The following is a 24,663-nucleotide window of genomic DNA, read 5'->3' as shown; positions in this document are numbered from 1 at the left end:
AAAAGGGTAACGCAGGTTAAGTTATCAAACGGCATGATTATTCCGATTGTACAAACAGATATCTTGTACGAGTACAGCGTTGTGTCTTTTGTCCTTACAAACAATTTTAAATAGGGTTGCTATAGGATAAAATGTAGGGGTAGAAAGCATGAATGAACGGCATTTCGTAGGTTGGTTTGGTTACGATTTGCTCCGGCAATGCCGTACTACTTCGGGAATCTAATTGAACGTATGCCGGAATTCGAGCGGAGAGAGATTCGTTTTATTCTTGAACAGTTTGCTAAACGACTGCGGGTATTCAAAACCGAGTTGATACGCAATTTCGCTCACCGAGAGGGAAGTGGTCGTCAAGATTTCCTGTGCTTTTTCGATTAGTTTGTTGTGGATGTGCTGCTGGGTGCTCTGGCCCGTCAGGTTGCGCAGGAGGTCGCTTAAGTAGTTGGGCGAAATGGCGAGTTGTTCCGAAATGTAATGGACCGTTGGCAGCCCCAGTTGCCGCACCTTCTCGCCGGAAAAGTAATCCACTAACAGCGCTTCCAGCTTGATCAGCAAATCGCTGTTGGCAGCTTTGCGGGTGATGAACTGCCGGTTGTAGAACCGGTTTGAATAATTGAGCAATAATTCGATGTGCGAAACGATAACATCCTGACTGTAGGAGTCAATATTCGAACGATATTCCTGTTCAATATTCTTCATTATGGTGGTGGCCATTGCTTCTTCCTTTTCGGAAAGATGCAGGGCTTCATTCGCGGCATATGAGAAAAAACCGTAATTCCGGATGGATTTTGCCAACTGGTAATTCCGGATGTAATCGGAATGCACCACCAGCCACCAACCCGAAAGCGCCAGCTCATCCGTGATATCCGTGGTAATGACTTGCCCGGGTGAGAAGAAAGTCATGATGCCTTCGTCGAAATCATAATAGTTCTGACCATATTTTAATTTTCCTTTAAATCCTTTTTTGATGCAGATCGAGTAAAAATTGTAAATAAGGCTTCTCATGCTTTCATCCGTATAGCATGTTATTTCTTCGAAATTAATTACGCTCACCAGCGGATGTTCCGGTTTGGGTAACTCCAGAATCCGGTGTAAATCAGCGATTGACTGGATAAAATAGGGAGAACTGGCGTTCTTTTTCATGCAGGTTTTGATTTTGAAGACCCGGAAAAGCATCGCCAAAAAATGCTTTTCCGGGTTGCTTTCCTACTTTTTTATAAGTTAACCATCGCCATTCCGCTGGCGTCATACCGGTCGCCGGTCGAGGTGCCCAGCGGAATGATGGCTTCCAGACGAGCCAGTTCGTCGGTGCTGAGCGAGATGCCGGTAGCCGCCAGATTCTGCTCCACGTATTTCACGCGTTTGGTCCCCGGAATCGGTAAAAAGCCTTTGGCAATTACCCACGCAATGGCCAGTTGCGACGGCGTAATTTCTTTTTCTGCGGCCAGTTCGTGAATCGCATCGACCAGTTCCAGGTTCTTGTAAAACTGCTCGCCCTGAAAACGGGGAATGCTTCGCCGGAAATCATTGGCCGGAAAATCATCCGGGCTTTTCACTTCGCCGGAAATAAAACCCCGGCCCAGGGGTGAATAGGCCACAAAACCGATGCCCAGTTCCTGAATCGTCGCCAGAATACCGTCTTCTTCCACACTGCGCTCAAACAGAGAGTATTCGGTCTGGACCGCCGTCAGGGGATGAACGTTGTGGGCCTTCCGAATGGTTTCCGAACCCACTTCCGACAGGCCGATGTACCCAACTTTCCCTTCCTTAACCAGTTCGGCCATAGCCCCCACGGTTTCTTCAACTGGCGTGCTGGGGTCCAGGCGGTGGAGGTAGTACAGGTCGATGAAATCGGTTCCCAGGTTTTTCAGCGAACGCTCGACGGCTTTCCTGACATAGTCACGCTGGCCGTTGATGCGCCAGGTCAATTGTTCGTTGTCGTCGATCTCGTAGCCGAACTTGGTGGCAATCACATACTGATCCCGGTTTCCCCGGATGGCTTTGGCCACGAGTCGTTCGTTGGCGAGTGGGCCGTATAAATCAGCCGTATCCAGAAAATTACCGCCCAGTTCGAGCGAGCGGTGAATGGTGGCAATGGATTCGGCTTCGTCGGCTTTTCCGTAAATATCCATGCCCGCAATTTGGCTCATGCCCATGCAACCCAATCCAATTTTGGGAACGACCAGTCCCTGACTGCCTAATTTCGTTTTTTGAATACTGCTCATAAGTTTTCTTGTTAAATCGGAGTCAACTCTTGACGCTGCAAAGGTGCGGCAGTTCAGATCCAAAAAAGTAACCAGATCTCTTGATGTTGTATCCGAAATGGGGAAACGGATCGAACGTATTTCATTCTGTTATTTCTGCCTGACGGATTTGCGTTATTGCCAGGTTGGTACGCCAATGGCTCCAAACCACGTTAGATAACCGGTGGCCATGACATGGAGAACCGATAGCACGACCATGTGCCAGTAAACGGTTCTGCTCACGCTGGCTTTCCGTTCCTGGATCAGCCTGATGACGGACCAGACGGCCGCCAGGGCAAAAAGAATGGACAATACCAGCGCGGAAACCGATATAAGCCCTGGCTTTCCCAGCCTTTCCATCGGATCCTGCCCGCCGATGATGCCCAGAATCGTGGTCAACAGAAAAAGCAGACTCGTCAGAAAAGGCCACAGAATAACGTTGCGCGTCTCCGTACGGCCCCGCCTGGTCTTCCAGTATCGGATCAACCAGACGCTGCCGAAAATCACCGAACCCAGCAGATACAAGATCCAGAGGATGCTGAGCAGGTATTGACCATATGCCAGAACCGGTGAAATCCGCAGCAGAGCCAGACTGCCCACGTGAACGACTTCCCCCGCCAGCGGGTCCTGTACCTGCACCACACTGATTTTCCCGGTTTCGGGCGAGGCATACCGGCGGTCGGTCACGGCGACGTGGGTTTCTAAACCGCCCCCGAACAGGTTTCGGCTAAAAAGAAAATTTCCGTTCCGCCAAAGGCGCTTTACGTCCACAATCCGCTGTTGAAAATACATCTTTTGCACCCGCGGATTGATCGGAACATAATAGCCCGAAATCGCATCCTCGAGCTTTTGTTTCACCGGCTTTGTGCGGGTCGAATCGGTCGGAAAAGGGGCCGTCTGAAAACTCCGGATCAGGTTCCCAATCTGGGAAAGGGCATTTCCGTTCGCGGCATTGATCATAATGGCATAGCCCACCCGGTGGGTCGGGAGATACGAAAAATCCGTCAGTCCGCCGTTCACCCCGCCTGCGTGGGATCGGTATACAAACTGCTTATACGGGGTCGAATAGTTGGCCAAACCGTATCCGTAGTCCAGACCCGCCCGGGCGCCGGTGGTGGTGGTGGGGGTTTCCATGCGTTTCAGGGAGGTTTCACCCACGAGTTGCCGATCACCAACCCGACCCCGATTGACAAAAAAAAGGAGCATCCGGGCCATATCCGTCGGTGACGCATTAATGGCCCCCGACGGACGAACGCTGATGTTCCAATACGGCTGGGGATTGTTGTTCACGTAGAGGGTGGCCCCCCGTTGCTGGTAAAGCGCCGACGCAAAATACGTCGCCGTTGTCATGCCCAGCGGTTGAAAAAAATGGGTCTGTATGTAGTCTTCAAAACGCTGGCCCGTCCGTTTTTCGATGATGTAGGCGGCCACCGGCGGACCCGAATTGCTGTAGGCCATCCGTGTGCCCGGCATCCAGCGGGATGTCCGTGTGCCGGGCAGAAAATCGAGTCCCTGTTTCAGCGTAAGGGAAGGATCGTTGAGGGCGTAATCCGCCAGGTGCATATCGTCCCAGCCCGTGGTGTGTTCCAGCAGGTGCTCCACGAGAATCGGAGCGGTTTTTTCCCAGGGGTTGACGTAGGCAATTTCGGGGGCTAAGTCCCTGACTTTGTCTTTCAGATGAATCCGGCCTTCTTCCTGGAGCTTCAGAACGGCCAGCGAAACGAACATTTTCGACACCGAACCAATGCGGAACAGCGTCGTAGCCGTAGCCTTCGTGTTTTTCTCCAGATTGGCTTTTCCCAAACCGGCCACCCAAACCGTACTGTCTCCCTTGACCAAAGCCACCCCGACCGCCGGAGTTCCGGTTTCTTTCAGTACGTTTTCAATCGCCCGTTGAAGTTCTGGAATCGTTTTGGGGGACTTCGGTTTCTCCTGGCTTCTTCCAGTCAGAGGAACGAAAAGAATGCAAAAAAAGAAAACCGTGTAACGAATTTGTTGGGGGAGGTTCATGCCGGAGGTCTTTCTACGTGGGCCAACGCTGTCCATAGCGTATTTTCAATAGAAAGTAGCTTTGCTTCCGGCATTACTCTACCCGGTTAAAATCGTTGACTGGCGGCTTACTGAACCGGGGTAAATGTCATCTTCGGCAGCTTCATAGCGTTGTCGATCAGCCTGATTTCCAGCCGCAGAATTTCCTCCTCGGCTTTGGCGTCGATTTTCTCGGGATCGTCACCCGGTTTGTGGTAATCCGGATGCCCGCCGGTATGGAAAAACAGCACGGGAATTTTTTTGGCGTAAAAAGCCGCATTATCGGAACCACCGTTGCCGGCCCGGTCGGTGAAGAATTTCACCCCGGCGGTGACGTCTTTGAAAACCGTCGGCCAGGCGTCGGCGGTTCCGTAGCCCCCGATGCCGATGCCGCGTTCCGGGTTATACCGGCCAATCATGTCCATACAAATCATGAAATTCATCCGGTCCAGCGGCAGGGTGGGGTGGTTCAGAAAATGGCGGGAACCCAGCAACCCCAGTTCTTCCGCGCCGAATGCCATGAACAGAAAATTGTACGGTTCTTTTACTGAATTTTTGGCGTAATACTGCGCCAGTTCCAGCAAACCGGCCACGCCCGAGGCATTGTCGTCGGCGCCGTTGTGAATCTGTCCCTGCGGTTTGGGGTCCAGCGAACTGCCCTGATCGCCCAAACCTAGGTGGTCGTAATGGGCACCGATCACAATGGTATGCTCCGCGCCGTTGTCCAGAAATCCAATCACATTGGCGGCTTTGCGGAGGCTGTCGGGCACCACCACGCGCCGGACTTTGGCCGTAAAAGGTTGGTAAAAACCGTCTTCGCCCAGCGGTTTCAGACCGTATTTCCGGAAATGCCGGGCGATGTAGGCCGCAGCTTTGGCATTTTCACGACTGCCGGTACCCCGGCCCTTCATCCGGTCGGAAGCCAGTTTTTTGATGTGTTTGTGAATTCGGTCGGCCGAGGGCTCCTGCGCCCGCAACGGAATCGTCAGGAAAAGCAAAAGAGCAAGTAAGCGGTAGTTCATACCCGCAAAAGTAACGCATTTTGGTGGCTTTGGAGTCGGATTTCTGTGTCTGCTAGCTATGAGATGGGAAACATTTTTTGCAATTTTGCTTTACCAATTCGGGGTATTTACTCATCAGCAATTTCTTCTTCATGCGTATTCTGACGGCATTTGTTTTCGCCATCTTTCTGCACGGTTTCGCACAGGCGCAATCGTCAAAAAAAAACGTACTGCCCAAACTGGTGGTGACGCCCCTCAATGACCAGGTTCTGGTTCACACCACGTATGGGATGTATCAAAATGACGCCGTCCCCTCCAATGGACTCATTATCAAAACAAAAGACGGCGTCGTATTGGTGGATACAGGGTGGGATACCCGGGAAAATACCGGCAACACCCAACAAGTGCTGCAATGGGTAAAGGACAACCTGCACCAGCCCGTCCGGCTCTGCATCGTCACCCACGCCCACGGCGACCGGGTGGGCGGTGTCGGTGAATTGCGAAAAGCCGGTATTCGGGTAGTGGGCACCCCGCTGACAGCCCAAAAATCGGTAAAGGAAGGATACGAAGCGCCCGAAGCCATCCTCCCAAATGATACGACCTTCACGATCGGTCAGGAACCAATTCGGTGTTATTTTCCAGGCGAAGGGCATACAAGTGACAACATTGTGGTCTGGCTCCCCAACCAGCAGATTCTGCACGGTGGTTGTTTTGTCAAAAGCGTAGCGGCTTTCGGCATGGGCTACGTCGGCGACGCCAACCTGAAAGAATGGCCGAATTCGATCCGGCGTGTAATGGCGCAATTTGGAACGGCGAAGATCGTTGTACCGGGCCATGAAGACTGGAGCGATCCCAAATCACTGGACCACACGCTGCGGTTGCTGGAAAAACACGCGGCTTCCAAACGTTGAAAGTTCAAGAGTCAGGCGGTTTTAACGAATGCCGTCAAAGATTTTCCCGGTACGGTTCCGATTTTATTGAGTGCGTCAGCTTTCTCCGCACGGTTTCGGCAGTTCGTAAATCTTTCAGACTGATTTTGGCCCGGTCACGCAGGACTTTACTGGCGTGGAACTGGTCGGTAACCGTGTGCAGCAGGAAGGCCAGCATCTGCGCTTCGTTTGCCGTTAACTCAAGTTCAATGCGCTTTTTCATGGTATCTGTTGTTGTGGTAAATAGAAGCGTAAAACCGTGTCAGCCCCATCATGAAACCGTGAAAACCTGCCGCCGGAAAAAGCCGCTCGGGTTCAATTAATCGCATGAATTGGGATACGTCTAGATAACAAAATAAGTACACATTTAGATCGCAAAATGACCGGTTTAACTACGGAAAATACAAATGATTTGTGCGTTTGAACCGATGTGAGCAGCGCGGAAAAGTTGGGTCTGGCATAGAAAAAACCGACCTGGAGCAGGCCGGTTTTTTAGGCACTAAAAGTAAGTGCGTAGTCAAGCATTTACTGGTTTTCGAAAGACGGTCTTACGGTCTTACCGGTATTTTTTTTCGATGGCATTCACCAGTTTACGAGCCGCTGCTCTTTTGGCGTTAAACCCGTTGGTGCCGTTGGGACTGGCTCTGTAGGTGTCTGTTTCCCAGAGCAGCGCATCGGATTTATCGTAAAACCGGGCGCTACAGGCCATCGAAGTGCCTCCCCAGGATGTAACCCGGATGCCTCTGCTGGCTTCGAGGTTTAACTTGATGATGAAATCGGCTGAGGATTTATTGGCGGCTACTTTCCAGTGGCCCCATTCCTGAAGCTGATCGACAAAGGCTTTCAGCGTTTCCTGGCTGTTTTCGTTTTTCGACAACGATTCGACATAAACGGTATTTCCCTTTTTGAGCGGTTCTTCGGACTGAGCCAGAGCCAGTGAGGAAACGAGGAGCAAAAAACTAATCCAGATTTTCATAGCCATAGCGTTTTGAGTTGACGGGGAGATACAAAATGAACGGTCCAGGCCGCTTTACCTCCCGAATTTGAAGGCGGCACCGAGTTCGAAGCTAGAACCGGCGGAATTGACGAGTCCCAGATTGAGCTGCGCATACGGGCCAATCCGTTCATTGACCAGATACCGGGCACCGAGTTGGGCACCGGCAAAAACGTTTCCGGAGTCCGTTCGCCCATCCCGCGACGAAAAGGGTTTGCCGATGTGAATGCCCAGGAAAGGGTCGAGTTTATTGCCCGTAACCGAAAAAGCTTTGGCCAGATGGTAGTTGCCCAGCACGCCAATCGAATAGGCACTGTAGCCCTTGTTTGATTGATAAACCACTTTACCGGCGATCCCAATCTCATCCGTAACGCCATATTCAACGGCTACCGTAACCGGGGTGGCATTGCTTTTCAGGAGCAAACCGGCAGTGCCAACGATCCGGCCCTGCTCAAAGGCTTTCTGGGCCTGCACACAATAGCTACTCAGCAGCATCAGGAAGGCCGTACTGAGGATAAATGCGAGTTTCTTGCACATAATCAGCTCATTAAATGGGTGGAAAAAGTGATGTTATTTTTCGGCCGTGAACCTGAGTTCCGACGTTTCCTTCGTGGTCGGATCGGTTTCGGAGATCGCCAGGTTCATTTTTTTGCCGTCGGCACTGGCAATGGTCTGGTTACCTGCGGTAAGGTTATAGCCCGACCCGTTTTGCTGCACGGTGATGTTTTTCAGCTCGATGGACTGATCGTCGCTGCCCGTTATTTTTAGGGTCAATCGGAGCGTCACCTGATCGTCGGTGGTTTGGGGCGTCAGGCTGGCGGTGCCGGATACGGTCTGGCCGTTCTGGGTATAGGGCAGCGTCGGCAGATTAATGCGGTCGTCGCCCGACACGTAATAGAACGATGTCAGGTTATACGTACCCGCCACGGCTTCCGCCGGTTTGGCGGGTGCGACTTCGTCACCGTCTTTTTTGCAGGCCGTAAAAGTCAGCGTTACCAGGAGGAACAGAAGGAGCGTTTTCATGATCGTGCGTTGTTTTGGGGTGATTACCGTCAATCACCGGGGCAAAACTATCGGCTCTTTCCGGGGCCGACAATACCGCATTTGCATGATTTTTTACGCTTTATTTTCGTCCCAGATACTTGTTGACCGCTTCGACTTTGGAGTGAACCTGGAGTTTTTCGTAGATGTTGAAGATGTGTTTCCGGACGGTGGTGGGGCTGACAAACAGCTCGGCGGCCACCTCCTTGTGGCTGTGTCCTTTCGACAGTCGATCCAGAATTTCCCGTTCGCGGGGTGTCAGAACATCCAGCTCGTTGGGAGCCGTTGGGTTGATGTGGAACGAACTGGCAATTTTGCGGGCAATGGTGCTGCTCATGGGCGACCCGCCTTCGTGCAGTTCGGTAATGGCTTCCAGGAGTTTATGGGGCGGGCTGCGCTTGAGGATGTAGGCATTCGCACCCGCTTTGAGCGCTTCAAAAACCGTCTCGTCTTCGTCGTACATCGTACACATCATGAACTGGGTGGCCGGGCAGAGCTGCTTCAGGTGCCGCACACAGTCGATGCCGTTCATGCCCGGCAGGTCGATGTCCATCAACACCACATCGACACATTGCCCCGGCAAATGATCCAGGGCTGCTTCGGCTGTTTCGAAGGTGGCCTGACAGGCGAAACCGTCGGCGCCATCGACCAGAATGGCCAGCGACTGCCGGATCAGTTCCTTGTCTTCTACAATGGCGACAGTGATGGGGGTGTTCATCCGGCAATATTGGCGCTTTTTTGGGTTTTCTGCCATACTGCATTTGCAGTATTTTTGGCCGTCGGGTATGGATACATAATGGTCACACGGGTACCCGTCGGCGACGAAGAAATGTCGCAGATGCCACCCGATTCGCCCATGCGGTTTTTCATATTGCCCAGTCCGTTCCGGAACCGGCTTCGTTCATGCGGAGCAAAACCGTGTCCGTTGTCGGCAACTTCAATCACCAGCCGGTCGGTTTCGGGCCGGATCGTGAGCCAGACCTGCGTGGCCTGCGCGTGTTTGACCACATTGTGAAGGGCTTCTTTCACGGTCAGGAACACATTCCGGCGGTCGACTCCCCGCATGGCAATTTCCCGGGGCGACTCGCTCACCTGCGTCCGCAGAAGCAAAGCCGTATCTTCGATGAACTCGCTGGCGAAGGCCCGGGTGTAGGCAATCAGTCCATTGAGACTGTCGTTTTTGGTATTCAGCGACCAGATGATTTCGTTCATGGCCGTCACCATGTCGGCCGAAATCGCCGAAATTTTTGCAATTTCAGGGAGCGTTGCGGCATTCATCCGGGTTTTGACCACCTCACTCAACAAACCGATTGTCGTCAGCGATGCGCCGAGGTCATCGTGCATTTCTTTGGAAATCCGCAGCCGTTCTTTCTGCTGACCCTGCAATTCGGACTGCACCACGGCGAGTTCGTGGGCGCGCTCGGCCGCCAGCAGGGCATTGTCGGACGTGCGCCGACGCTGGCGCATGTAGAGGTAGGCAAACACCAAACCGCTCACCACGCTCAGCCCCACCAGAACCGCCATCAGGAGCCACAGTTTCTGACGCTGGTGCGCCTGTTCCAACTGCTCGATCCGGCGCTGTTTTTCGGCCAGTTGCTGCCCCGCTTCGGCCTGCCGGAGTTTCACTTCGTATTCGCCCAGTAGTTCTTTGGCCTCCCGTGTCGACAACGAATCATTGGTTTTGACGTACTGCTGATACCAGGCAAAGGCGGTTTTGTAGTCGCCCAAACCATGGCTGGCATTCGCATATTCCCGGTAAATGTTCCGAAATTCCGACAGGCCCACGCGATTGGTTTTTGCCATGTCGTACGCCCGGTCCAGCAGGGGTTTGGCCCGCCCGAACTGATTCAGGCCGTTGTACGTGGCCGCCTGACCGGCCAGCAAATGCAACTCCTGGAGGGGATTGTTGTACTGACGATTCAACCGCAACGCTTTCTGGTAGTAAAACAGGGCCGAGTCATACCGGGCTTCTTCGTTGTGCAGATTCGCAATATTGCTGTATAAATTGATCAGCAGCGAAAGGTCTTTGGTCGTGTCAAGGAGGGCTTTTGTTTTCTGGAAATACACCAACGCTTCTTTCAACCGGTTTTGTTTGACGTACACAGAGGCCACGCTGTGGTAGTCCACTGCCAGTTCCTGGTTCGTGCTTTTCGCGATGCGGTCATACCGGATCGCCCGGTTGTAGTAGTCCAGGGCCTGTGGATACAGCTTCTCGGCTTCGTAGATCAGGCCCAGATTCTGGTACAAAACCGCAGCCTTTTTCCGGTTCTGGTGGGCCAGCATGTAGGGGGCGGCCATCTTGAAGTACTGAATGGCCTGCTTGTTTTTGCCTTGCCACTTGGCCGACTGCGCCAGCGCAAAATGGCACTGGCTCCGGTATTGTTCGGAAGGTTCCCGCAGGGCTTTTTGCAGGGCTTCGGCCGCCAGTTTTTCCGATTCGTCGTGCCGACCCAGCACATCCAGCAGGTAAGTAATCAGCCGCACGCTTTCGAAATACCCTTTCGTGTAGCCGGTTTTCAGGGAGGCCGCCAGGGCTTCCCGGTAGTCGCGCAGGGCCTTTTCGGGCTGTTGCATTTCAATGGCTTCGGCCTGGTTGAGTTGCGTCAGAATGGCCGAGGTATCCGCCGACGACTGGCCGAAGGCGTTGGTTTCCGCCAGAACCAGAACCGAAACTACAAGCAGAAGTCGTTTGACCAGCATACGAATGTTGCTAAGGCATTGATTCGCCAATATAGATGGTTAGTTCTTTATTTATTCATAAACGGTATTTAATTGAGCGCGTAGGCTTCAGAAAAAATGAACCCTTTTTCAACGGGATCATAGACGTAATCACCATCAGGTTCCGACAGCCCGGCCTGTTCCAGGTACTCGATCACCTGAAAATGATTGGTGAAAACGATGGGGGCGTGGTCGTCGACCCGAAGTTCAAAAACGGATTGGTCGATGTTGTAGGAAACCGCATATTTCATGGCGTATGGAGCAAGTGTGAGGTGAACCAATACAACACCGGGGGGTGGGTTACTGTTTGCGGTTTTTGGCTTGCAAAGGACGGATCAGCGGTTTTTTGACTGACATACCGATCATTCTGCCCGTTTTTAAGTCGCGTAGCGACGAAATGTTTGTAGTCTAATAGCCACCAGGTTCCGGCCTTTTGGGTCGCGTAGCGATCGGACTTTGCCTTTTGTTGGATCGCTACGCGATCCACAAGAACGGTTTTTTGAAGTGTTGACAGGTAGGCTTCCGTTGTCGCTCGCGTAGCGCGGGGGCGGATGATCAGGACGGTAATCAGAATGTTGAGGGATAGGTAGGACGGCCGGATTGTTTGCTTTTGGTGGTTTAGCGGGGTAAAATGGCTCTATCTTCTCCCCCTATTCTAAATTCGTTACGCCATGAATCGCAAAATACTGATTGTCACCGGTGATGGTGGCGAAAGTTACGAAACCCTCTATGCCGTTCACCGCTTTCAGGAAGAAGGCGACATCGCGGTGATTGCCGCGCCCAGCAAACGCCGGTTGAACCTGGTGATGCACGATTTTGAACCCGGTTGGGACACCTACATCGAGCGGCTCGGCTATTGTCTGGTTTCCGATCTGACGATCGACGAAGTAGTCGTCGACGACTATGACGCCATTCTGCTGCTGGGCGGTCGCGCCCCCGAATACCTGCGCAACCACGCCGGGCTGCTGGAGGTCGTACGAGCGTTTGACCGGCAGGGCAAATGGGTCTTTGCCATCTGCCACGGCATCCAGATTCTGGTCACCGCTGGTTTGGCGAACAACCGGAAGCTAACCGCTTACGAACATGTGCGGACCGAAATTGAGATGGGTGGGGGCACCTATTCGACCCAACAGGCCGTCCGCGACGGAAATATGGTCACCGCACAGACCTGGCAATCACACCCCGAGTTCTACCGCGAGGTCTTTGCCTGTCTCAAAAAAGAGGAACTCGTGGAAAAGTAAAGGCCGAATTTGAAACCGTGTCGTTTCTGTCTTCTTTATGCCCTTGCTGGAGAAGGCAGAAACGGCTCTACAGTTTGATCGAAAGTTCTAAATGCCCATCTAAACCCCGTTCAACGATTTTTTGAAGGGTTGACAAGCGAACTTCTTTTGAAGTTTTCGTAGCCCGCTTCCAGTTCTTCCCGCTTCGCACAGCCCCGTTCGCCGTAATACTGGTTCTTGAACTGTTCGAGCGTGGTGAGGGTATTATTTTTCGTTTTCATAGGGTGGCTTCTCATTTATACATCTTGTCCCTAACCATGCGAATGTTGTTGAACATCGGTAGGTCTTCAACGCAGTCAGTCGGAATAATGCCCCGGTTGATCCAGTTGATTACCACCTGAATCGAAACACCGTATTTTTTGGCGTAATCCCGCACCGATAGCCATTCGCCCAGATCCAGTTCGTGACCGTGCGATTTCAGAAAATCCAGCGTTTGTTGCTGGCCCCGCTTAATTTCTTCCAGTTCCGCAGTGAGATCAATTTTTGTTTTTTTCCATAGCTCGTTCCTAAGTCTGTGGCAGACCTAGAGTATATAGAAAAATATGAATAATAAAATACAATTTAATATAGTTCTTCGTTCGATAAATCAATTATTGCGATCCTCTTAGGATATATATTAAGCTCTGAACTATACAATCCCTCTGGAAATTCAGTTAAAGAACCTATTTCTCGTGTATTATAATCAGATTCCAAAATATCTAAAAATTGTTTAGGTAGATTAGTTACTTTTTTAAAAGGCACTCCAAAAAGATTCCCTGTTGATTCAGAAGTTGATTCATTTTGATATAGCATTTTGAAAAGTGGACAGCTAAACAGACATCGAATTGGTAATGTTTCATGAAAATTATGTATCCTATCAAATGTTCTAAATCCTCTATTTCCTATTGCAATTTCTACGTTTCTCAATAATGTAAAACTCCACCCTAATAGTTCTCTATCAAAATCTTGATTACAGTGCCAGTGATTAGCTTGTATTGCCCTAGGGAAGAAGTTATAAAAATTATATAGTGGTATAGCTTTATAAAAATCCGCAAACTTCTGAAGTATATCTATTTGATAGTTATCATTTGGTGGTGCCCCTACTTTATGATTTAAACTATCATATTTATTTGTTTTTGGATTTAGCTTTTTAGCCTGAATAGCATATCTTATCCACCCATGAGTACGTGATCCTACAAACCACTCCCAATCCGTTCCCTGTACGGATTCCGCTAGCTTAGGGGTTTGGAGGATACGGATATTGCGAAAATTTTGTTTTGCCAGTTCAAGCAGAATAGTGTCGGTTATTGTTTCTTCTCCATAAATTGTCCGGTAGCGATTTGCAAAGTCAATATCAGTCCAGACGCGCCTTGATATTTCTTCAAATTTTTCACGAATCATAATTATGATTGAATAATAAAATAAAATACAACTCTTCCAAAATAAATAAATTTAAATTTGGCATATCGCATCCCATTTAAATATAGTTTCCATCTCAGAATAATTTCGGGTCTAGTTGAAGAACTATTCCAAAATACGATGTCGTCTGATGACTCACCATCTCTAATAACCCAATTCGATTGAGTTTCTGCCTGATGTAAAATGGAGCATCTAACATTTGTATAAAAATCTTCAGCAATATTCAAATTTTTAAAAATAACGGAGAATGGGAGATTCTCTGTAAGAAAATCAGTAAAGATTTCTTTGGTATGTAATGAATAGAAATTTCCTTTTTTGTCATGATTAACTTTACTAGCAACAATACTGCCATTTGAGTCATAATAATTAGGATACTTAAATTCATACCCTTTCTTCAATGTTTCAAAGAATTCAATAAGCGAACAATAAATTGCGACAATTGAAAATCCCTTACCTTGCTGTTTATGAATACTAGAAATAGCATTAATTGGCTCAAAATACCTTGTTGTTATTCTTGCCAACAAAAAATCTTCAAAAGCCTGTTCCCAAAGAATGTCTGTTGGCTCATTGATTAACTTTACCTTTAAGGCTTTCCAATCACAAACTTTTTTAAGGCCAGCGATATTTGTTTTATCGTCCATTTTCTTTCGATAATATATATAAACACTTGCATGAGACTGTAAAGTGATGTTACAATTCCATTACTCTTGGTAATGAGACAAAGAAATGTTTTGACAAGTTATAAAATAATGTATCATTTCAAAAAAGCCACCGCAGTTCCTCAAAACCACGGTGGCTCCTTCATTTAAAACAATCTCACTTCCCAAATTCAACCCAACTTACCCCGCCGATATTCTCGGCTTTCGGATCAGCGTTCACAAACACAAAGTACAAATCCTGCTTGCTGCCGGGGTCCTGAATCGGGGCGCTGAGCTCGGCGGTTTTGTTCCAGGCTCCCGTGGCCGTATACGCCACCGTGCTGATCACCGGGCCTTTTGCCGAACCGGTATGGACTTCAATCGTGCCGTCGTGGTCTTTCGAAGCCACCTGGTACGTCAGCTTCTGGATGCCTTTCAGATCCACGCCTTTCAGCACGAAATACGCTTTGTTTTTGGTGGCGCCCAGCCGTCCCCGCTGGCGGTTCATGTTATACACCTCGTCGGCGTCGCCGGCCTGCACTTTGGCGGGGCGCAGAATCAGGCTTTCGCTGCTGGTCAGGGGCGTGATGGCCCCGCCTTTGTCGGTATACGACGCCGACAGAATGTAGCGCCCCGTCTGGTCCTTGCCGACGTGCTCTTTCAAAACCGTCGTGCCCTGCTGCGGCAGCGTCACATCCGGTTGTTCGTTCCCCAACGCCAGCACGTATTTCACGATTTCGGTGGCGTCTTCCTTCGACAACTGCGGGTGGGCGTTCATGGCGTGTTCGCCCCAGACGCCACCGCCACCCGTGATCACCTTATTAGCCAGTCGCGTGGCTGCGCCCTTGTCACCCCGGTATTTCTTCGAGACTTCAACAAACGCCGGGCCGACCGACTTGCCGTTGATCTGGTGACACGCCTTGCAATCGCTGGCCTGCATCAGGTTTTTGCCCAGATTGAAGGTGCTCGTAATCTGCTGGTGACCCACCAACTGGTCGTTTCCGGCCACTTTCGGAATGTAGTTCAGCGCGACTTTGACCTTCTTCTTATCGATCACTTTGTCCTCATTATCCTTCACATTGACCGCGTATTTGAACGGCGTCTGATCCGCAAAGAAAAACGTGCTGTTATCGGTGGTCGCAATGGCCACCTGCGGCAGCGTGTTCCCGACTTTGATTTCCAGCGTATCGACCGAGCTTTGTCCCGACGGATCGGTCACTTTCAGCGTCACCGGGTAAATGCCGTTTTTCTGGAACGTAAACGTCGGATTGGCTTCGGTCGAAGCCACCTGATTGCCGTCAAATTTCCATTCGTAGGTCAGTTTGTCATCCTCATCGAAGTCGTAGCTCTGGCGGCTGTTGAAGGCCACTTTGAACGGAGCCAGCCCAATCGTGTCCCGCGCCGTCACCTTCGCAACAGGCGTGCGGTTTCCGGGGTTGAACTCGATTTTGACCAGCCGCGCATCGTCGTTGTCGATCCCGTAGACCGAACCGTATTCCAGCATGTAGATCTCACCTTTCGGCCCAATCTCCATATCGACCGGACGGCGGAAATCACCCCGCACCGGCATGAAGGCTTCCAGGCGTTTGTAGTTCTGGTTGTCGTCCATCCGAACGGCATACACCCAGTTCCGCATCCAGTCGTACATGAACAGCGCCTTGTCGTAATACTGCGGCAGTTTCACATCGGATTGCAGATTAGCGTTGAAGTGGTATACCGGGCCACCCATCGCACACCGACCACCCGTTCCCAGTTCCGGAAATTCGGTCGACTTGTTGTACGGATACCAGACCATTGCCTTCGTGACGGGCGGCAGGTTTTTCAACCCGGTGTTGTTGGGTGAATTGTTGACCGGCGCGTTTGGATCGAACTCGGCACCCACGGCTTTGGTCGCAAAATCGTAGGCTTTGTACGGTTTGCTGTCGCCGACAAAAAACGGCCAGCCGTAATTCCCGGCTTTTTTCGCCTGGTTAAACTCGTCGTAGCCGCGTGGTCCCTGCGGTCCATCGGTGCCGGAATCCGGGCCAATTTCACCCCAATACACGATCGAGGTTTCGGGATCGACCGAAATCCGGTACGGATTCCGGCAACCCATGACGTAGATTTCGGGCCGGGTTTGTGCCATGCCTTTCGGGAACAGGTTACCCTCGGGAATCGTATACGAACCGTCGGGCTCAACGTGAATCCGCAGAATTTTACCGCGCAAATCATTGGTATTTCCCGCCGAACGAGCCGCATCGAACGTCAGCCGACCCGCCTGCCAGTCGGTCGGTGAAAAACCGCTCGATTCGAACGGTACGGTATTGTCGCCCGTCGAAATGAACAGATTGCCGTGTTTGTCCCAGGCCATCGAACCGCCGGTGTGGGCGCTCACTTCCAGATCGATCGGAAATTCGATGATCGATTTTTCCGATTTGATGTCGAGCGTGCCGTCGTCGTTCATCACAAACCGCCCGATCCGCTGCTTCGTTTCCTCGCCGGTCTGAATCGTGTAGAAGAAATAGAGGTAATGGTTTTTGGCAAAATTCGGGTCGATGGTCATGCCCAATAAACCGTTCAGGTACTTCTCGACGGCTTTTACCGGAAAATCATAAACCAGTTTCGTGCTTCTGGTTTTGGGGTCATACATGTAAAACTTGCCCTTCCGTTCGGCCATGAACACCCGGCCATCCGGTGCTACGGCTAGTTCCATTGGTTCGTTGAGGTCGTTGGACAGCACGGTTTTCACAAACCGGGTTTCGTCCGGCGTCTTCACCGCGTACGACTTCGAATAGTCGAGATCTTTGTTGTCGCCGATCACGTATTTCAAGCCGCCGAGCAAATGTTGCTGGAACAGCGGCTCACTGTAGCTTTCGTTCGTATGCCCACCGCCGGTATAAAACGCGCGGCCCCCGTCAAATTCGTGGTACCAGACAAACGGGTGATTGTCGCCGTTGCGGCCGCCTTCGTACGTCGTTTCGTCCAGTTTCGCCAGCACTTTGATGTCGGGATTGATGTTCCGGTAGCTGTACAATTCATCGAACCGCTCCCAGCGGTCGGGCAGAAAACTCGTCGATGGGTGGTTTTTGTCGATCACGTCGATGGCCACTTTCTGCTGTTTGGGGTGGTGCAGAAAATACGCCCCGGCGAGTTTGTTGTACCACGGCCAGTTGTATTCGGTATCCGCCGACGCGTGAATGCCCATGAAGTTGCCCCCGGCCTGAATGTAGCGTTCAAACGCCACCTGCTGATCGGGGTTCAGCACGTTGCCGGTGGTGCTCAGAAACACAACGGCGGTGTAGTGTTTCAGGCTGTCTTCCACGAAGTAGTCGGCGTTTTTGGTCGTATCGACCCGGAAACCGTTCTCCTGGCCCAGCTTCTGAATGGCGGCAATTCCGGTCGGAATCGACTCGTGGTAATAGCCTTTGGTGCGCGAAAAAACCAGAATGCGCGGCACTTTCGGCTTGGGTGCCGGAGCCGTCGCCACGGGTTCGGGGGTCGACGACGGAGCCTGCGTCGACGCTTTCTGGGGCGTCTTGCAGCCGTAAAAGCTCCCGGCAACCGACGCCATAAGCAGAAGTGTAGCGCCGATGGTACTTGTTTTGATAGAGATTGGCATTGTGTTTGGAATATTAACTTTGGTTGAGCAAATCAAAACGGTTAAAACCGTTGGAGACAAATGGTTGATACTGTATAATTAACCCACGGTTTAAACCGTGGGTTAACATAAATGGTCGTCCATTTTGGAAACCGTTTTAACGGTTTCAGGCCGGGCGTTCGGTTAGACTTTGATCGCCCATTCGCTTTTCAACGACCTTTCCAACAGGCCATTGGCTTCTTTGTCTTTCTTGAAATTCTCCTTTTTCGGGTCCCATTTCAGCGGACGTTTGAGCTGGTAGGCAATGTTACCAATGGTGCAAACCGACGCCGTGCGGTGACCGATTTCGACGTCGCAAATGGGTTCGCTGCGTTTCCGCATGGCGTTCAGGAAGTCCTTGTAGTGGTTGTCGCTGTGGTAAACGTGTTTCTCGTCCGGGCCGATCACCTTGTCTTTGAGCGTAGCCGGGGTGGTTTCCAGCTTCTTGCGCTGAATGTTCAACGTGCCTTCCGAACCGACAAACTGGATGGCGTTGTTCCATTCCCAGGGTTCGTGGGTCATCGTGATGCCGTTGTCGTAGCGATACGTCAGGAATTTATGCTCCTTGCCGTCGGGCGGAATCACCTCCACGGGGCCGCTGTTGTCCATGTCGAGCGACCACTGCACGATGTCGAACATGTGCGCCCCCCAGTCGGTCACCATGCCGCCCCCAAACTCCTTGTAATTCCGCCAGTTGGGGAATACGTCTTTCGACAGGGGCGGGGCCAGTTCGGAATTGAACGGAACCGGTTCGTTGGGTCCCAGCCACATCGCCCAGTCCAATCCTTCCGGAATGGGTTCAGCCGGTAAATCATACCGTTTGGGCGGAGGCCCCACGTTCACTTTGATGCCTTTGATGTCACCGATGTAGCCGTTGCGGATCAGTTCGGCGGTTTGCCGGAACTCCGGCCACGACCGCTGCATACTGCCCGTCTGAAACACCCGCTTGTGTTTGCGGGTGGCGTTCACCATCGCCCGGCCTTCTTTGATGGTCAGCGCGAGCGGTTTTTCGCAGTAAATATCCTTCCCGGCTTCGGCGGCTTTCACGGCCATGACGGCGTGCCAGTGGTCGGGCGAGGCAATGACCACGGCATCGATGTCCTTGCGGTCGAGGAGCTGCCGGAAGTCGTTATACGCCTGAATTTCCGAATAGGCGCCATTCACTTTGGCCTTTCCGTCTTCGCTGGTGTAATAGGCTTTGGCCTGTTCGATAAACAGGTCGCGCTTGGCTTTGTAGACTTCCGCACTGGCCAGAATCCGGGTTTCGCCGGTGGCCAGAAAATTCCGGGAGAGCCCGCGGCTCTGCTTGCCGGTTCCGATAAATCCCAGCGTAATAATGTCGCTCGGTGCCCGGTAGCCCGTTCCGCCCAGCACAAATCGGGGAACGATCATGAAGGCCGACAGGGCTGCGGACGCCTGTCCGATGAATTTTCGACGGGATAACGCACTAAAAGGTTCTTTTTCCATGAGGGTCTGGCAAATTGAGCTTGATTTCCAAGTAGAAAGCCAAAACCGCCCCGGATTTACTATCGGCGGTTTTCGAAAAGCCGCCCATTCGGTCGCTTCAGGGGTGGCTTTTTCCGTTTCAACCGCCTGACCACTGGCCGAAGCACTACGACGCGCCAATTTTGATCCCGATACCAGTAAACACAAATCAAACTGAACAAATGAAAACAATAATGATGACGCTGCTGGCGGTGGTTCTGCTGGGCAGTTGCAAAAAAGACGCGGAGGCTGTACTGCCGGGTGGCCATGTGCCAGCCAAAGCCGCCGGGAAATGGATGTATGGCTCGTTTGCCATGGGTGACTTCTGGGCCTACGACGGTTCCTATCAGGGTAAACCCTTTGAACTGGCGGTGGTGTTCGACTTTAAAAACGATGGCACCTATGAAAAGTATTTCGTGGCCACCACCCGCGATTATTCGGGCTGCAAAACCGAAGCGTTTACCTTCGAAAAAGGAAGCGTGGATTTCAGCGAAACCGACGGCTCGTTTACGACAACCCCCACGGAAGGCCATTACCGGGGCTTTTATTCCTGCTTTCCGAAGCAAAATGTGAACCGGAAAATGAATCGCGAGGAACTGAAAACGCAGACGTATTATTACGAACTGAAAACCGGCAGCAATGGCAAGCCGAATCTGGTGGTGCGATTTCAGGAAAGTGACAGCAACGTCAGTACGTTTCTGCCGACGTCGTGGTGAATGAAGACCTGACCGGTTTGGTTCCGAAGTCCGACAGCGTTCTTAATTCACCAGAAAATACACGATCCGGCAGGCGGTTCCTTTGCTTTTGGGGTTTCGGGTGGCCGCCAAACGGAGTTGCAATACGTGTTTTTTATTGGGTAGGTTGCTGGCGAAAAGTTTGTACCACGGCAGGTGCAATTGCTGGCTCCACTGGGTCTGGAGGTCCATTTTCTGGTACGGTCCCTGGTCGATGCGGTATTCCACTTCCCCCGCATCCGGCCCCGAGATCAGGGCGATGCCAACGGCGGTGCCCGTAAAGTTGAGTGAAAGAGCGGCTCCCGGCGTGGTGGCTTCCAGCATGGGGCGGTCGACAAAACCGGGGCGGGTCGAAACGCCATCCGCCGGTTTCCAGTTATCGACCAGCCTCCAGCCGTTTTGGAGCGAGGCTTCGTGGATCGGGACATAATGGCCGTTGTCAAAACTACCGCGAACCAGCGGAGACACCCCGGATGACAGTTTGGCCGGAGCTGATGAAGCGGTTTGGAAAGCCGTATTCAGCAGATGCTTCATGGTTTGAAAATACACTTCCTGGCCGAACGGTGACGGGTGCAAATCCTTGAAATCGTATTCCCAGGAAAACTCGTTCGCTGCGATCCGGTCGTACACTTCCCGGGCCAGGTCGATGGAAGGCAGTTGGTAATGGGCAGCCACCCGCTCGTGGTTGGCGAGTTCTACCGGTTTTTTGCCCTGCCGGAAATCACCGAACTTGTCGGGGTCGGCAAACTCCATCAGCACCACATCGACGGCTGGATTGGCTTTTCGGGCATGTCGCACAATGCCTTCCAGCGCGCGAAGTTGCGTCAGGCTATCGGTTTCGTTCGTGCGGTCGTTGACGGCGGCTTCCACAAACAGCAAATCGACTTTGCCCTGGCTTAACACATCCTGTTCGATGCGAAACGAATGCGGCAAACTGCCCAGCGACGGAATCCCGGCTTTGATAAAGGTGAACGCCGTTTGCGGAAATTTCTCCTGCAAATACCGGCTCACCTTGTCCCGCCAGCCCGGATTGTGGGTGATGGAACCGCCCAGAAACGCCACTGTGGCCTTTTTTTGCTCCGTGATTACCCGGTAGGCATTCGGCAAACCACCCCGAATGGTGACGTACGCCGATGAGGAAAGCGGTTTCTGAACCGGTACGGAATGCCGGGTGATGAAGTCGGCCCACCAGTCCGGATGTTCAATCGGGAAGTGATGGCCTTCGAGTGTTTGCGCACCCCGCGACATGGCATAAACCGTAGTCGGACCGCCCAGTTTCTGATACCGTTCCACGAGCGGAAACGTGTTTTCGTCGGACGGAACCAGCTTGTCGTTCAGGCTGATGACGTGCAAAATGGGGATTTTATAAGCCGCCATGCCTTCCAGATGGTCCATCGGGTTGTCGTCGAACGCCAGCGCCTGTGGTTCCGAAAATCCGTAAACGTCGAGCAATTGCTGCCACGATTTGGCGTCGCCTTTACTTTTTCCTTTTCCGCCGGGCCAGCTCTTAAAATCACAAACCGGGGCTTCGGCATAGATGCAACTCACTTTGGCGGGATTCCGTTTGGCCCAACCGTAGACGTATAAACCGCCCCGGCTGACGCCCTCCAGCGCCACCTTCGGCGCAAAACCTTTTTCTGAAACGAGGTGCTGGTAAAAAGCATCCCAGATCATCATCGCCTTCGGGCTGCCGTATAAATCGTTGGTATTGATGTAGGCAATGTGAAAACCGCGTTCCAGCAGAATGCTGTCCATTTCGATGTGCCAGTCGGGGAAGTGGGCCCGCCAGACCCACGGGTTGCCGGGCAATGATTTCCGGGGTTTTATGTACCGGGCCGGGACGTCATGGAGTTTGAATTCTACTTTTTCAAAGCTGTGCCACAAGGTGGTTTTTTCGTTCGGCTGAGCGAGCAGAATACCAGCAGTGAACGTTAAAAAGAGGGTAAAGATGATCGGGAGGGAACGCATAGGAACGGAATATCGACTCAAAACCGGAAGCGATAAACGGTTCTTTTCTACTCTTTTCCACGGGTTTTACGGGGCGTCTCAACGTGTCTCCGTATTCCCGCGTTCCCGCGTCCCCGTATTCCCGTGTTCCCGTGTCCCCATATTCCCGTGTCCCCATATTCCCGTATTCCCGTGTCCACGTATTCCCGCGTCCCGGGTCCCCGGGTTGCACCCGGGGCTAGTTATGGAAGCCTTTCAGGCTTTGGGGTGGTGGCAAAAAATCAGCCTCCGGCCAGAAACCGGAGGCTGACAAAAATTACCATCTCTATTTTAATTCCGTTGTTTGTTAACGTATTTGGCCACCGTTCCGATAGGAGCAATCCAGACGCCGTTGGCGGGGTCTTTGGCGTATTCGCAGAGTTGCTTCAACATCGCCAGACGTGTGGTTTGTCCCCCGGATTCGGCCGTTTCGTGACCCGCCAGCACCAGCCATTGCCCGGTTTTGCGGGCGGTTTCGATCAGGTCTTTGATTTCACTAAAATCCTTTCCGTCCATTTCCATTCCATAAATCTGGGCCATGTCACAATAGGCCGGATCATTGGGCGCTTCGTTCCGCCAGCCGCGACCGCTGATGAACAGGTCGGACACAATCGGCACGTAGCTCTGCGTGGTTTTTCCGCGCCCGATAAACATCTGCCCACAGGGGTAGGCAAACACCTCCGGTTTGACGCCCAGCAATTCCTGCACCTGCTTGTTGGCTTCGATCAGTTCCGCCCGCATTTTCTCGCCCGTATAATCTTCCAGCGCCTTTTCCCGCGACCAGGTAAAGTTGCCGCTGCACGGGTGATTGACCGAGTGGTTACCCATTTCGTGACCACTGGCGACGGCTTTTTTCCAGCCTTCCAGCCGTTTTTTTACCGCCGATGGCACAACGAAAAAGGTGGCTTTAACATCGTATTGATCGAGCAAAACCGTCCCCTTGTCGACGTTGCTCAGCCGGGCATCATCGAAGCTGAGGCTCAGGGCTACTTTCTTGCCGTTCGGCCAGACAATGGGGGCTGCCGACGGTTTTGCGGGCGGCACTTCGCTCGAAAACGAGAGGCTGAGCAAGGCGCAGAAAAGGGTAGATGCACGAAGAATGGGGTTCAGTTTCATGGGAATAAGGTCTAGGTATCAAAGGTAGAAAAAACCGCCGTCAGGGTTTTCGACTGCTGGCAGGATGTCCCTGTAAATAATTGACCACGGACTCCGTCAGATCTTTGGCGGCAGCGGGCGTGTAGGGCGAAACCGTTATCTCATACCCACCGTGCGTGATTTCTTCGGCCGTCAGCAGATACCCCAGCCAACCGTTGCCGTAGCCAAAATAGAAGGTGTAGGGGAAAGGCGACCGGTCGCGAACCTCGTTGGAGATTTCACAAAACAGTTCGAGCGGGGCGCTCCAGATGGCGATGTCGTCGTTGATTTGCAGAAACCGGACGGGCAGTTTGATCATATTTACCCCGGCTTTGGTGGTTCGCGTGTAGTCTTTCAAATCATCGACCCAACCCAGTTCGGGCTTCCGGGGTGTTTCAACAACCAGGCTGGCGGTTTTCAGACTGACTTCCGCCGTGGTCGCCTTGATCGACTGGTTGGCAGCAATGATTTTGTCCCCCAGTAAGGTCTTGAACTGGTGGAGCCGCCCGATTTTATGGTTCGCGTACTGGCTGTAAATTGGCGCAATGTTGCCGGCGGCTCCGTTGATGAACAGCAACGGAATGCCCAGTTGTTCTTCTACATACTGAGCGACCACACCCGGCGCATCCCCGCTAATCAGCAGGTTTTCGCCCCCCATCACCGTTCCGTGAATCGCATAGTTGGAAATCAACGCCATCGGAGTGCCGTCCGCTTTATCCAGTCGAAGCATCCCGATCCGGCGATCGACCGGACCATCCGGGTCCATGCCCAGAAACGCTTTGCCGTCGACGCCCTTGGCCCGCCGGTTGATGTTGGCCTGCGCCATGCCCCAGCCCACGCCCAACCGGGCCGGTTCGAGTTTCTTCCGGGCTTCAGCGACGCCATCGATGAGCTTCTTTTCCACTACATCGGTGTAGTCCGAATCGAATTTATGCTGGTACCGTTCGCCCATAAAGAGGGCCGGTAAACCGGGAGGACCCACTTCGGGGGCCGAATGCGTGTGCGTTAAGGTCCACCAGAAATTCACCGGATCGATGCCCAACTGGCTCTTCAATTTGGCGGCCACTTTGTCGTATTCGGAAGGCGAAACCACGGCAAAATCCGACGACACCAGCACGAACTGCGTTTTGCCGTCGTCCAACACGGTGATGCGGTGGTAAATCCGGTCCAGAACCCCGGTCGAGCGCCTGGCACCGTAGCCGAGCAGCATCTGATGGCCTTCCGGCGTCACATCTACCTTGACCACAGCCGCCCGAAAACCGGTGGCTCTGGGGTTGATGGCCTGACTCCTTATCGGGAAAAGCAATAGAACAGCTACCGCCAAAAGGCCGACCTGGCGTTTAAAAGTCGGTATATGGTTTTGAAAAAAAAGCATGGTTAAGGGGTTAAGAAGTGTTTTTTTGGGTTTACGGTATTCGGTTTACGGTATTCGGTTGGCTGA

General features: G+C 52.2%; 22 protein-coding genes. 3 read left to right on the top strand and 19 right to left on the bottom strand.

Annotated elements, in window-relative coordinates; translation table 11 throughout:
• Positions 1-219 precede the first annotated feature (219 nt).
• From FH871_RS15375 to FH871_RS15360, 4 genes are all read right to left on the bottom strand, one after another.
• Positions 220-1,140, bottom strand: coding sequence for an AraC family transcriptional regulator (locus FH871_RS15375; protein WP_138992300.1), 921 nt, complete (start codon positions 1,138-1,140; stop codon positions 220-222).
• Positions 1,141-1,211: 71 nt separating this feature from the next.
• Positions 1,212-2,222, bottom strand: coding sequence for an aldo/keto reductase (locus FH871_RS15370; protein WP_138992299.1), 1,011 nt, complete (start codon positions 2,220-2,222; stop codon positions 1,212-1,214).
• Positions 2,223-2,375: 153 nt separating this feature from the next.
• Positions 2,376-4,250: a serine hydrolase gene (locus FH871_RS15365; RefSeq protein WP_171062855.1), complete on the bottom strand. Its 1,875-nt coding sequence runs from the start codon at positions 4,248-4,250 to the stop codon at positions 2,376-2,378.
• 107 nt (positions 4,251-4,357) lie between these two features.
• Positions 4,358-5,290, bottom strand: coding sequence for a M20/M25/M40 family metallo-hydrolase (locus FH871_RS15360; protein WP_138992297.1), 933 nt, complete (start codon positions 5,288-5,290; stop codon positions 4,358-4,360).
• Between the two features lie 131 nt (positions 5,291-5,421).
• Between FH871_RS15360 and bla the strand changes: the two genes are divergently transcribed.
• Positions 5,422-6,180: a subclass B1 metallo-beta-lactamase gene (bla, locus tag FH871_RS15355; RefSeq protein WP_138992296.1), complete on the top strand. Its 759-nt coding sequence runs from the start codon at positions 5,422-5,424 to the stop codon at positions 6,178-6,180.
• A gap of 34 nt (positions 6,181-6,214) precedes the next feature.
• Here the strand turns inward: bla and FH871_RS15350 are convergent, their stop codons facing one another.
• The 7 genes from FH871_RS15350 to FH871_RS15320 form a co-directional block, all read right to left on the bottom strand.
• Complete coding sequence (locus FH871_RS15350) at positions 6,215-6,421, bottom strand: hypothetical protein (RefSeq protein WP_138992295.1); 207 nt, start codon at positions 6,419-6,421, stop codon at positions 6,215-6,217.
• Between the two features lie 333 nt (positions 6,422-6,754).
• Complete coding sequence (locus FH871_RS15345; RefSeq protein WP_138992294.1) at positions 6,755-7,174, bottom strand: hypothetical protein; 420 nt, start codon at positions 7,172-7,174, stop codon at positions 6,755-6,757.
• 54 nt (positions 7,175-7,228) lie between these two features.
• A complete protein-coding gene (locus FH871_RS15340) occupies positions 7,229-7,729 on the bottom strand; it encodes a hypothetical protein (RefSeq protein ID WP_138992293.1) in 501 nt (166 codons plus the stop codon).
• 33 nt (positions 7,730-7,762) lie between these two features.
• Positions 7,763-8,215, bottom strand: a complete 453-nt coding sequence (locus FH871_RS15335; protein ID WP_138992292.1) for a hypothetical protein — start codon at positions 8,213-8,215, stop codon at positions 7,763-7,765.
• A gap of 100 nt (positions 8,216-8,315) precedes the next feature.
• Positions 8,316-8,951 carry a response regulator transcription factor gene (locus FH871_RS15330; protein ID WP_138992291.1) on the bottom strand — a complete coding sequence of 212 codons (636 nt, stop codon included), beginning with the start codon at positions 8,949-8,951 and terminating at the stop codon, positions 8,316-8,318.
• Positions 8,948-10,933, bottom strand: coding sequence for a tetratricopeptide repeat protein (locus FH871_RS15325; protein ID WP_138992290.1), 1,986 nt, complete (start codon positions 10,931-10,933; stop codon positions 8,948-8,950). Before FH871_RS15325 ends, FH871_RS15330 begins: the two co-directional genes overlap by 4 nt.
• 68 nt (positions 10,934-11,001) lie before the next feature.
• Positions 11,002-11,202, bottom strand: coding sequence for a hypothetical protein (locus FH871_RS15320; protein ID WP_138992289.1), 201 nt, complete (start codon positions 11,200-11,202; stop codon positions 11,002-11,004).
• Between the two features lie 420 nt (positions 11,203-11,622).
• On the opposite strand from FH871_RS15320, the gene FH871_RS15315 reads away from it, so the two are divergent.
• The gene (locus FH871_RS15315; protein ID WP_138992288.1) at positions 11,623-12,192 is read left to right on the top strand and encodes a DJ-1/PfpI family protein; all 570 of its coding nucleotides are present in this window, start codon (positions 11,623-11,625) and stop codon (positions 12,190-12,192) included.
• Positions 12,193-12,302: 110 nt separating this feature from the next.
• Here the strand turns inward: FH871_RS15315 and FH871_RS15310 are convergent, their stop codons facing one another.
• The 5 genes from FH871_RS15310 to FH871_RS15290 all read right to left on the bottom strand — a co-directional run bounded on the left by FH871_RS15310 (position 12,303) and on the right by FH871_RS15290 (position 19,350).
• Positions 12,303-12,452 (bottom strand): hypothetical protein, encoded by a 150-nt coding sequence (locus FH871_RS15310; protein ID WP_229317314.1) that lies wholly within the window; start codon positions 12,450-12,452, stop codon positions 12,303-12,305.
• A 340-nt stretch (positions 12,453-12,792) separates the two neighbouring features.
• Complete coding sequence (locus FH871_RS15305) at positions 12,793-13,611, bottom strand: DUF6615 family protein (protein WP_138992287.1); 819 nt, start codon at positions 13,609-13,611, stop codon at positions 12,793-12,795.
• Between the two features lie 2 nt (positions 13,612-13,613).
• On the bottom strand, positions 13,614-14,270 hold the full coding sequence (locus FH871_RS15300) for a hypothetical protein (RefSeq protein ID WP_138992286.1): 657 nt from the start codon (positions 14,268-14,270) through the stop codon (positions 13,614-13,616).
• Between the two features lie 175 nt (positions 14,271-14,445).
• Entirely contained in the window at positions 14,446-17,865 is a 3,420-nt protein-coding gene (locus FH871_RS15295; protein WP_212768232.1) for a ThuA domain-containing protein, read from the bottom strand.
• Between the two features lie 162 nt (positions 17,866-18,027).
• Positions 18,028-19,350, bottom strand: coding sequence for a Gfo/Idh/MocA family protein (locus tag FH871_RS15290; RefSeq protein WP_138992285.1), 1,323 nt, complete (start codon positions 19,348-19,350; stop codon positions 18,028-18,030).
• Positions 19,351-19,550: 200 nt separating this feature from the next.
• Here FH871_RS15290 and FH871_RS15285 point away from each other — a divergent pair, with 200 nt between their 5' ends.
• Positions 19,551-20,084, top strand: a complete 534-nt coding sequence (locus tag FH871_RS15285; RefSeq protein WP_138992284.1) for a hypothetical protein — start codon at positions 19,551-19,553, stop codon at positions 20,082-20,084.
• 42 nt (positions 20,085-20,126) lie between these two features.
• Here the strand turns inward: FH871_RS15285 and FH871_RS15280 are convergent, their stop codons facing one another.
• From FH871_RS15280 to FH871_RS15270, 3 genes are all read right to left on the bottom strand, one after another.
• Complete coding sequence (locus tag FH871_RS15280) at positions 20,127-22,070, bottom strand: SGNH/GDSL hydrolase family protein (RefSeq protein WP_138992283.1); 1,944 nt, start codon at positions 22,068-22,070, stop codon at positions 20,127-20,129.
• A 309-nt stretch (positions 22,071-22,379) separates the two neighbouring features.
• A complete protein-coding gene (locus FH871_RS15275) occupies positions 22,380-23,204 on the bottom strand; it encodes a polysaccharide deacetylase family protein (RefSeq protein WP_138992282.1) in 825 nt (274 codons plus the stop codon).
• 40 nt (positions 23,205-23,244) lie between these two features.
• Positions 23,245-24,597, bottom strand: a complete 1,353-nt coding sequence (locus FH871_RS15270; protein WP_138992281.1) for a neutral/alkaline non-lysosomal ceramidase N-terminal domain-containing protein — start codon at positions 24,595-24,597, stop codon at positions 23,245-23,247.
• Positions 24,598-24,663 lie beyond the last annotated feature (66 nt).

This window comes from Larkinella sp. C7, from assembly GCF_006149005.1.
GTDB lineage: Bacteria > Bacteroidota > Bacteroidia > Cytophagales > Spirosomataceae > Larkinella.
Note: the sequence above shows the minus strand (reverse complement) of the source record. Positions and strands in the feature narration are given on the sequence as shown.

What these genes read in the sequence shown, in the direction of transcription:
- FH871_RS15370 (WP_138992299.1), bottom strand. Translation starts at nt 2,222, where the DNA reads ATGAGCAGTATTCAAAAAACGAAATTAGGCAGTCAGGGACTGGTCGTT.
- FH871_RS15270 (WP_138992281.1), bottom strand. Translation starts at nt 24,597, where the DNA reads ATGCTTTTTTTTCAAAACCATATACCGACTTTTAAACGCCAGGTCGGC.
- FH871_RS15305 (WP_138992287.1), bottom strand. Translation starts at nt 13,611, where the DNA reads ATGATTCGTGAAAAATTTGAAGAAATATCAAGGCGCGTCTGGACTGAT.
- FH871_RS15300 (WP_138992286.1), bottom strand. Translation starts at nt 14,270, where the DNA reads ATGGACGATAAAACAAATATCGCTGGCCTTAAAAAAGTTTGTGATTGG.
- FH871_RS15275 (WP_138992282.1), bottom strand. Translation starts at nt 23,204, where the DNA reads ATGAAACTGAACCCCATTCTTCGTGCATCTACCCTTTTCTGCGCCTTG.
- FH871_RS15345 (WP_138992294.1), bottom strand. Translation starts at nt 7,174, where the DNA reads ATGAAAATCTGGATTAGTTTTTTGCTCCTCGTTTCCTCACTGGCTCTG.
- FH871_RS15285 (WP_138992284.1), top strand. Translation starts at nt 19,551, where the DNA reads ATGAAAACAATAATGATGACGCTGCTGGCGGTGGTTCTGCTGGGCAGT.
- FH871_RS15335 (WP_138992292.1), bottom strand. Translation starts at nt 8,215, where the DNA reads ATGAAAACGCTCCTTCTGTTCCTCCTGGTAACGCTGACTTTTACGGCC.
- bla (WP_138992296.1), top strand. Translation starts at nt 5,422, where the DNA reads ATGCGTATTCTGACGGCATTTGTTTTCGCCATCTTTCTGCACGGTTTC.
- FH871_RS15350 (WP_138992295.1), bottom strand. Translation starts at nt 6,421, where the DNA reads ATGAAAAAGCGCATTGAACTTGAGTTAACGGCAAACGAAGCGCAGATG.
- FH871_RS15325 (WP_138992290.1), bottom strand. Translation starts at nt 10,933, where the DNA reads ATGCTGGTCAAACGACTTCTGCTTGTAGTTTCGGTTCTGGTTCTGGCG.
- FH871_RS15290 (WP_138992285.1), bottom strand. Translation starts at nt 19,350, where the DNA reads ATGGAAAAAGAACCTTTTAGTGCGTTATCCCGTCGAAAATTCATCGGA.
- FH871_RS15280 (WP_138992283.1), bottom strand. Translation starts at nt 22,070, where the DNA reads ATGCGTTCCCTCCCGATCATCTTTACCCTCTTTTTAACGTTCACTGCT.
- FH871_RS15295 (WP_212768232.1), bottom strand. Translation starts at nt 17,865, where the DNA reads ATGCCAATCTCTATCAAAACAAGTACCATCGGCGCTACACTTCTGCTT.
- FH871_RS15340 (WP_138992293.1), bottom strand. Translation starts at nt 7,729, where the DNA reads ATGTGCAAGAAACTCGCATTTATCCTCAGTACGGCCTTCCTGATGCTG.
- FH871_RS15360 (WP_138992297.1), bottom strand. Translation starts at nt 5,290, where the DNA reads ATGAACTACCGCTTACTTGCTCTTTTGCTTTTCCTGACGATTCCGTTG.
- FH871_RS15320 (WP_138992289.1), bottom strand. Translation starts at nt 11,202, where the DNA reads ATGAAATATGCGGTTTCCTACAACATCGACCAATCCGTTTTTGAACTT.
- FH871_RS15310 (WP_229317314.1), bottom strand. Translation starts at nt 12,452, where the DNA reads ATGAAAACGAAAAATAATACCCTCACCACGCTCGAACAGTTCAAGAAC.
- FH871_RS15365 (WP_171062855.1), bottom strand. Translation starts at nt 4,250, where the DNA reads ATGAACCTCCCCCAACAAATTCGTTACACGGTTTTCTTTTTTTGCATT.
- FH871_RS15330 (WP_138992291.1), bottom strand. Translation starts at nt 8,951, where the DNA reads ATGAACACCCCCATCACTGTCGCCATTGTAGAAGACAAGGAACTGATC.
- FH871_RS15315 (WP_138992288.1), top strand. Translation starts at nt 11,623, where the DNA reads ATGAATCGCAAAATACTGATTGTCACCGGTGATGGTGGCGAAAGTTAC.
- FH871_RS15375 (WP_138992300.1), bottom strand. Translation starts at nt 1,140, where the DNA reads ATGAAAAAGAACGCCAGTTCTCCCTATTTTATCCAGTCAATCGCTGAT.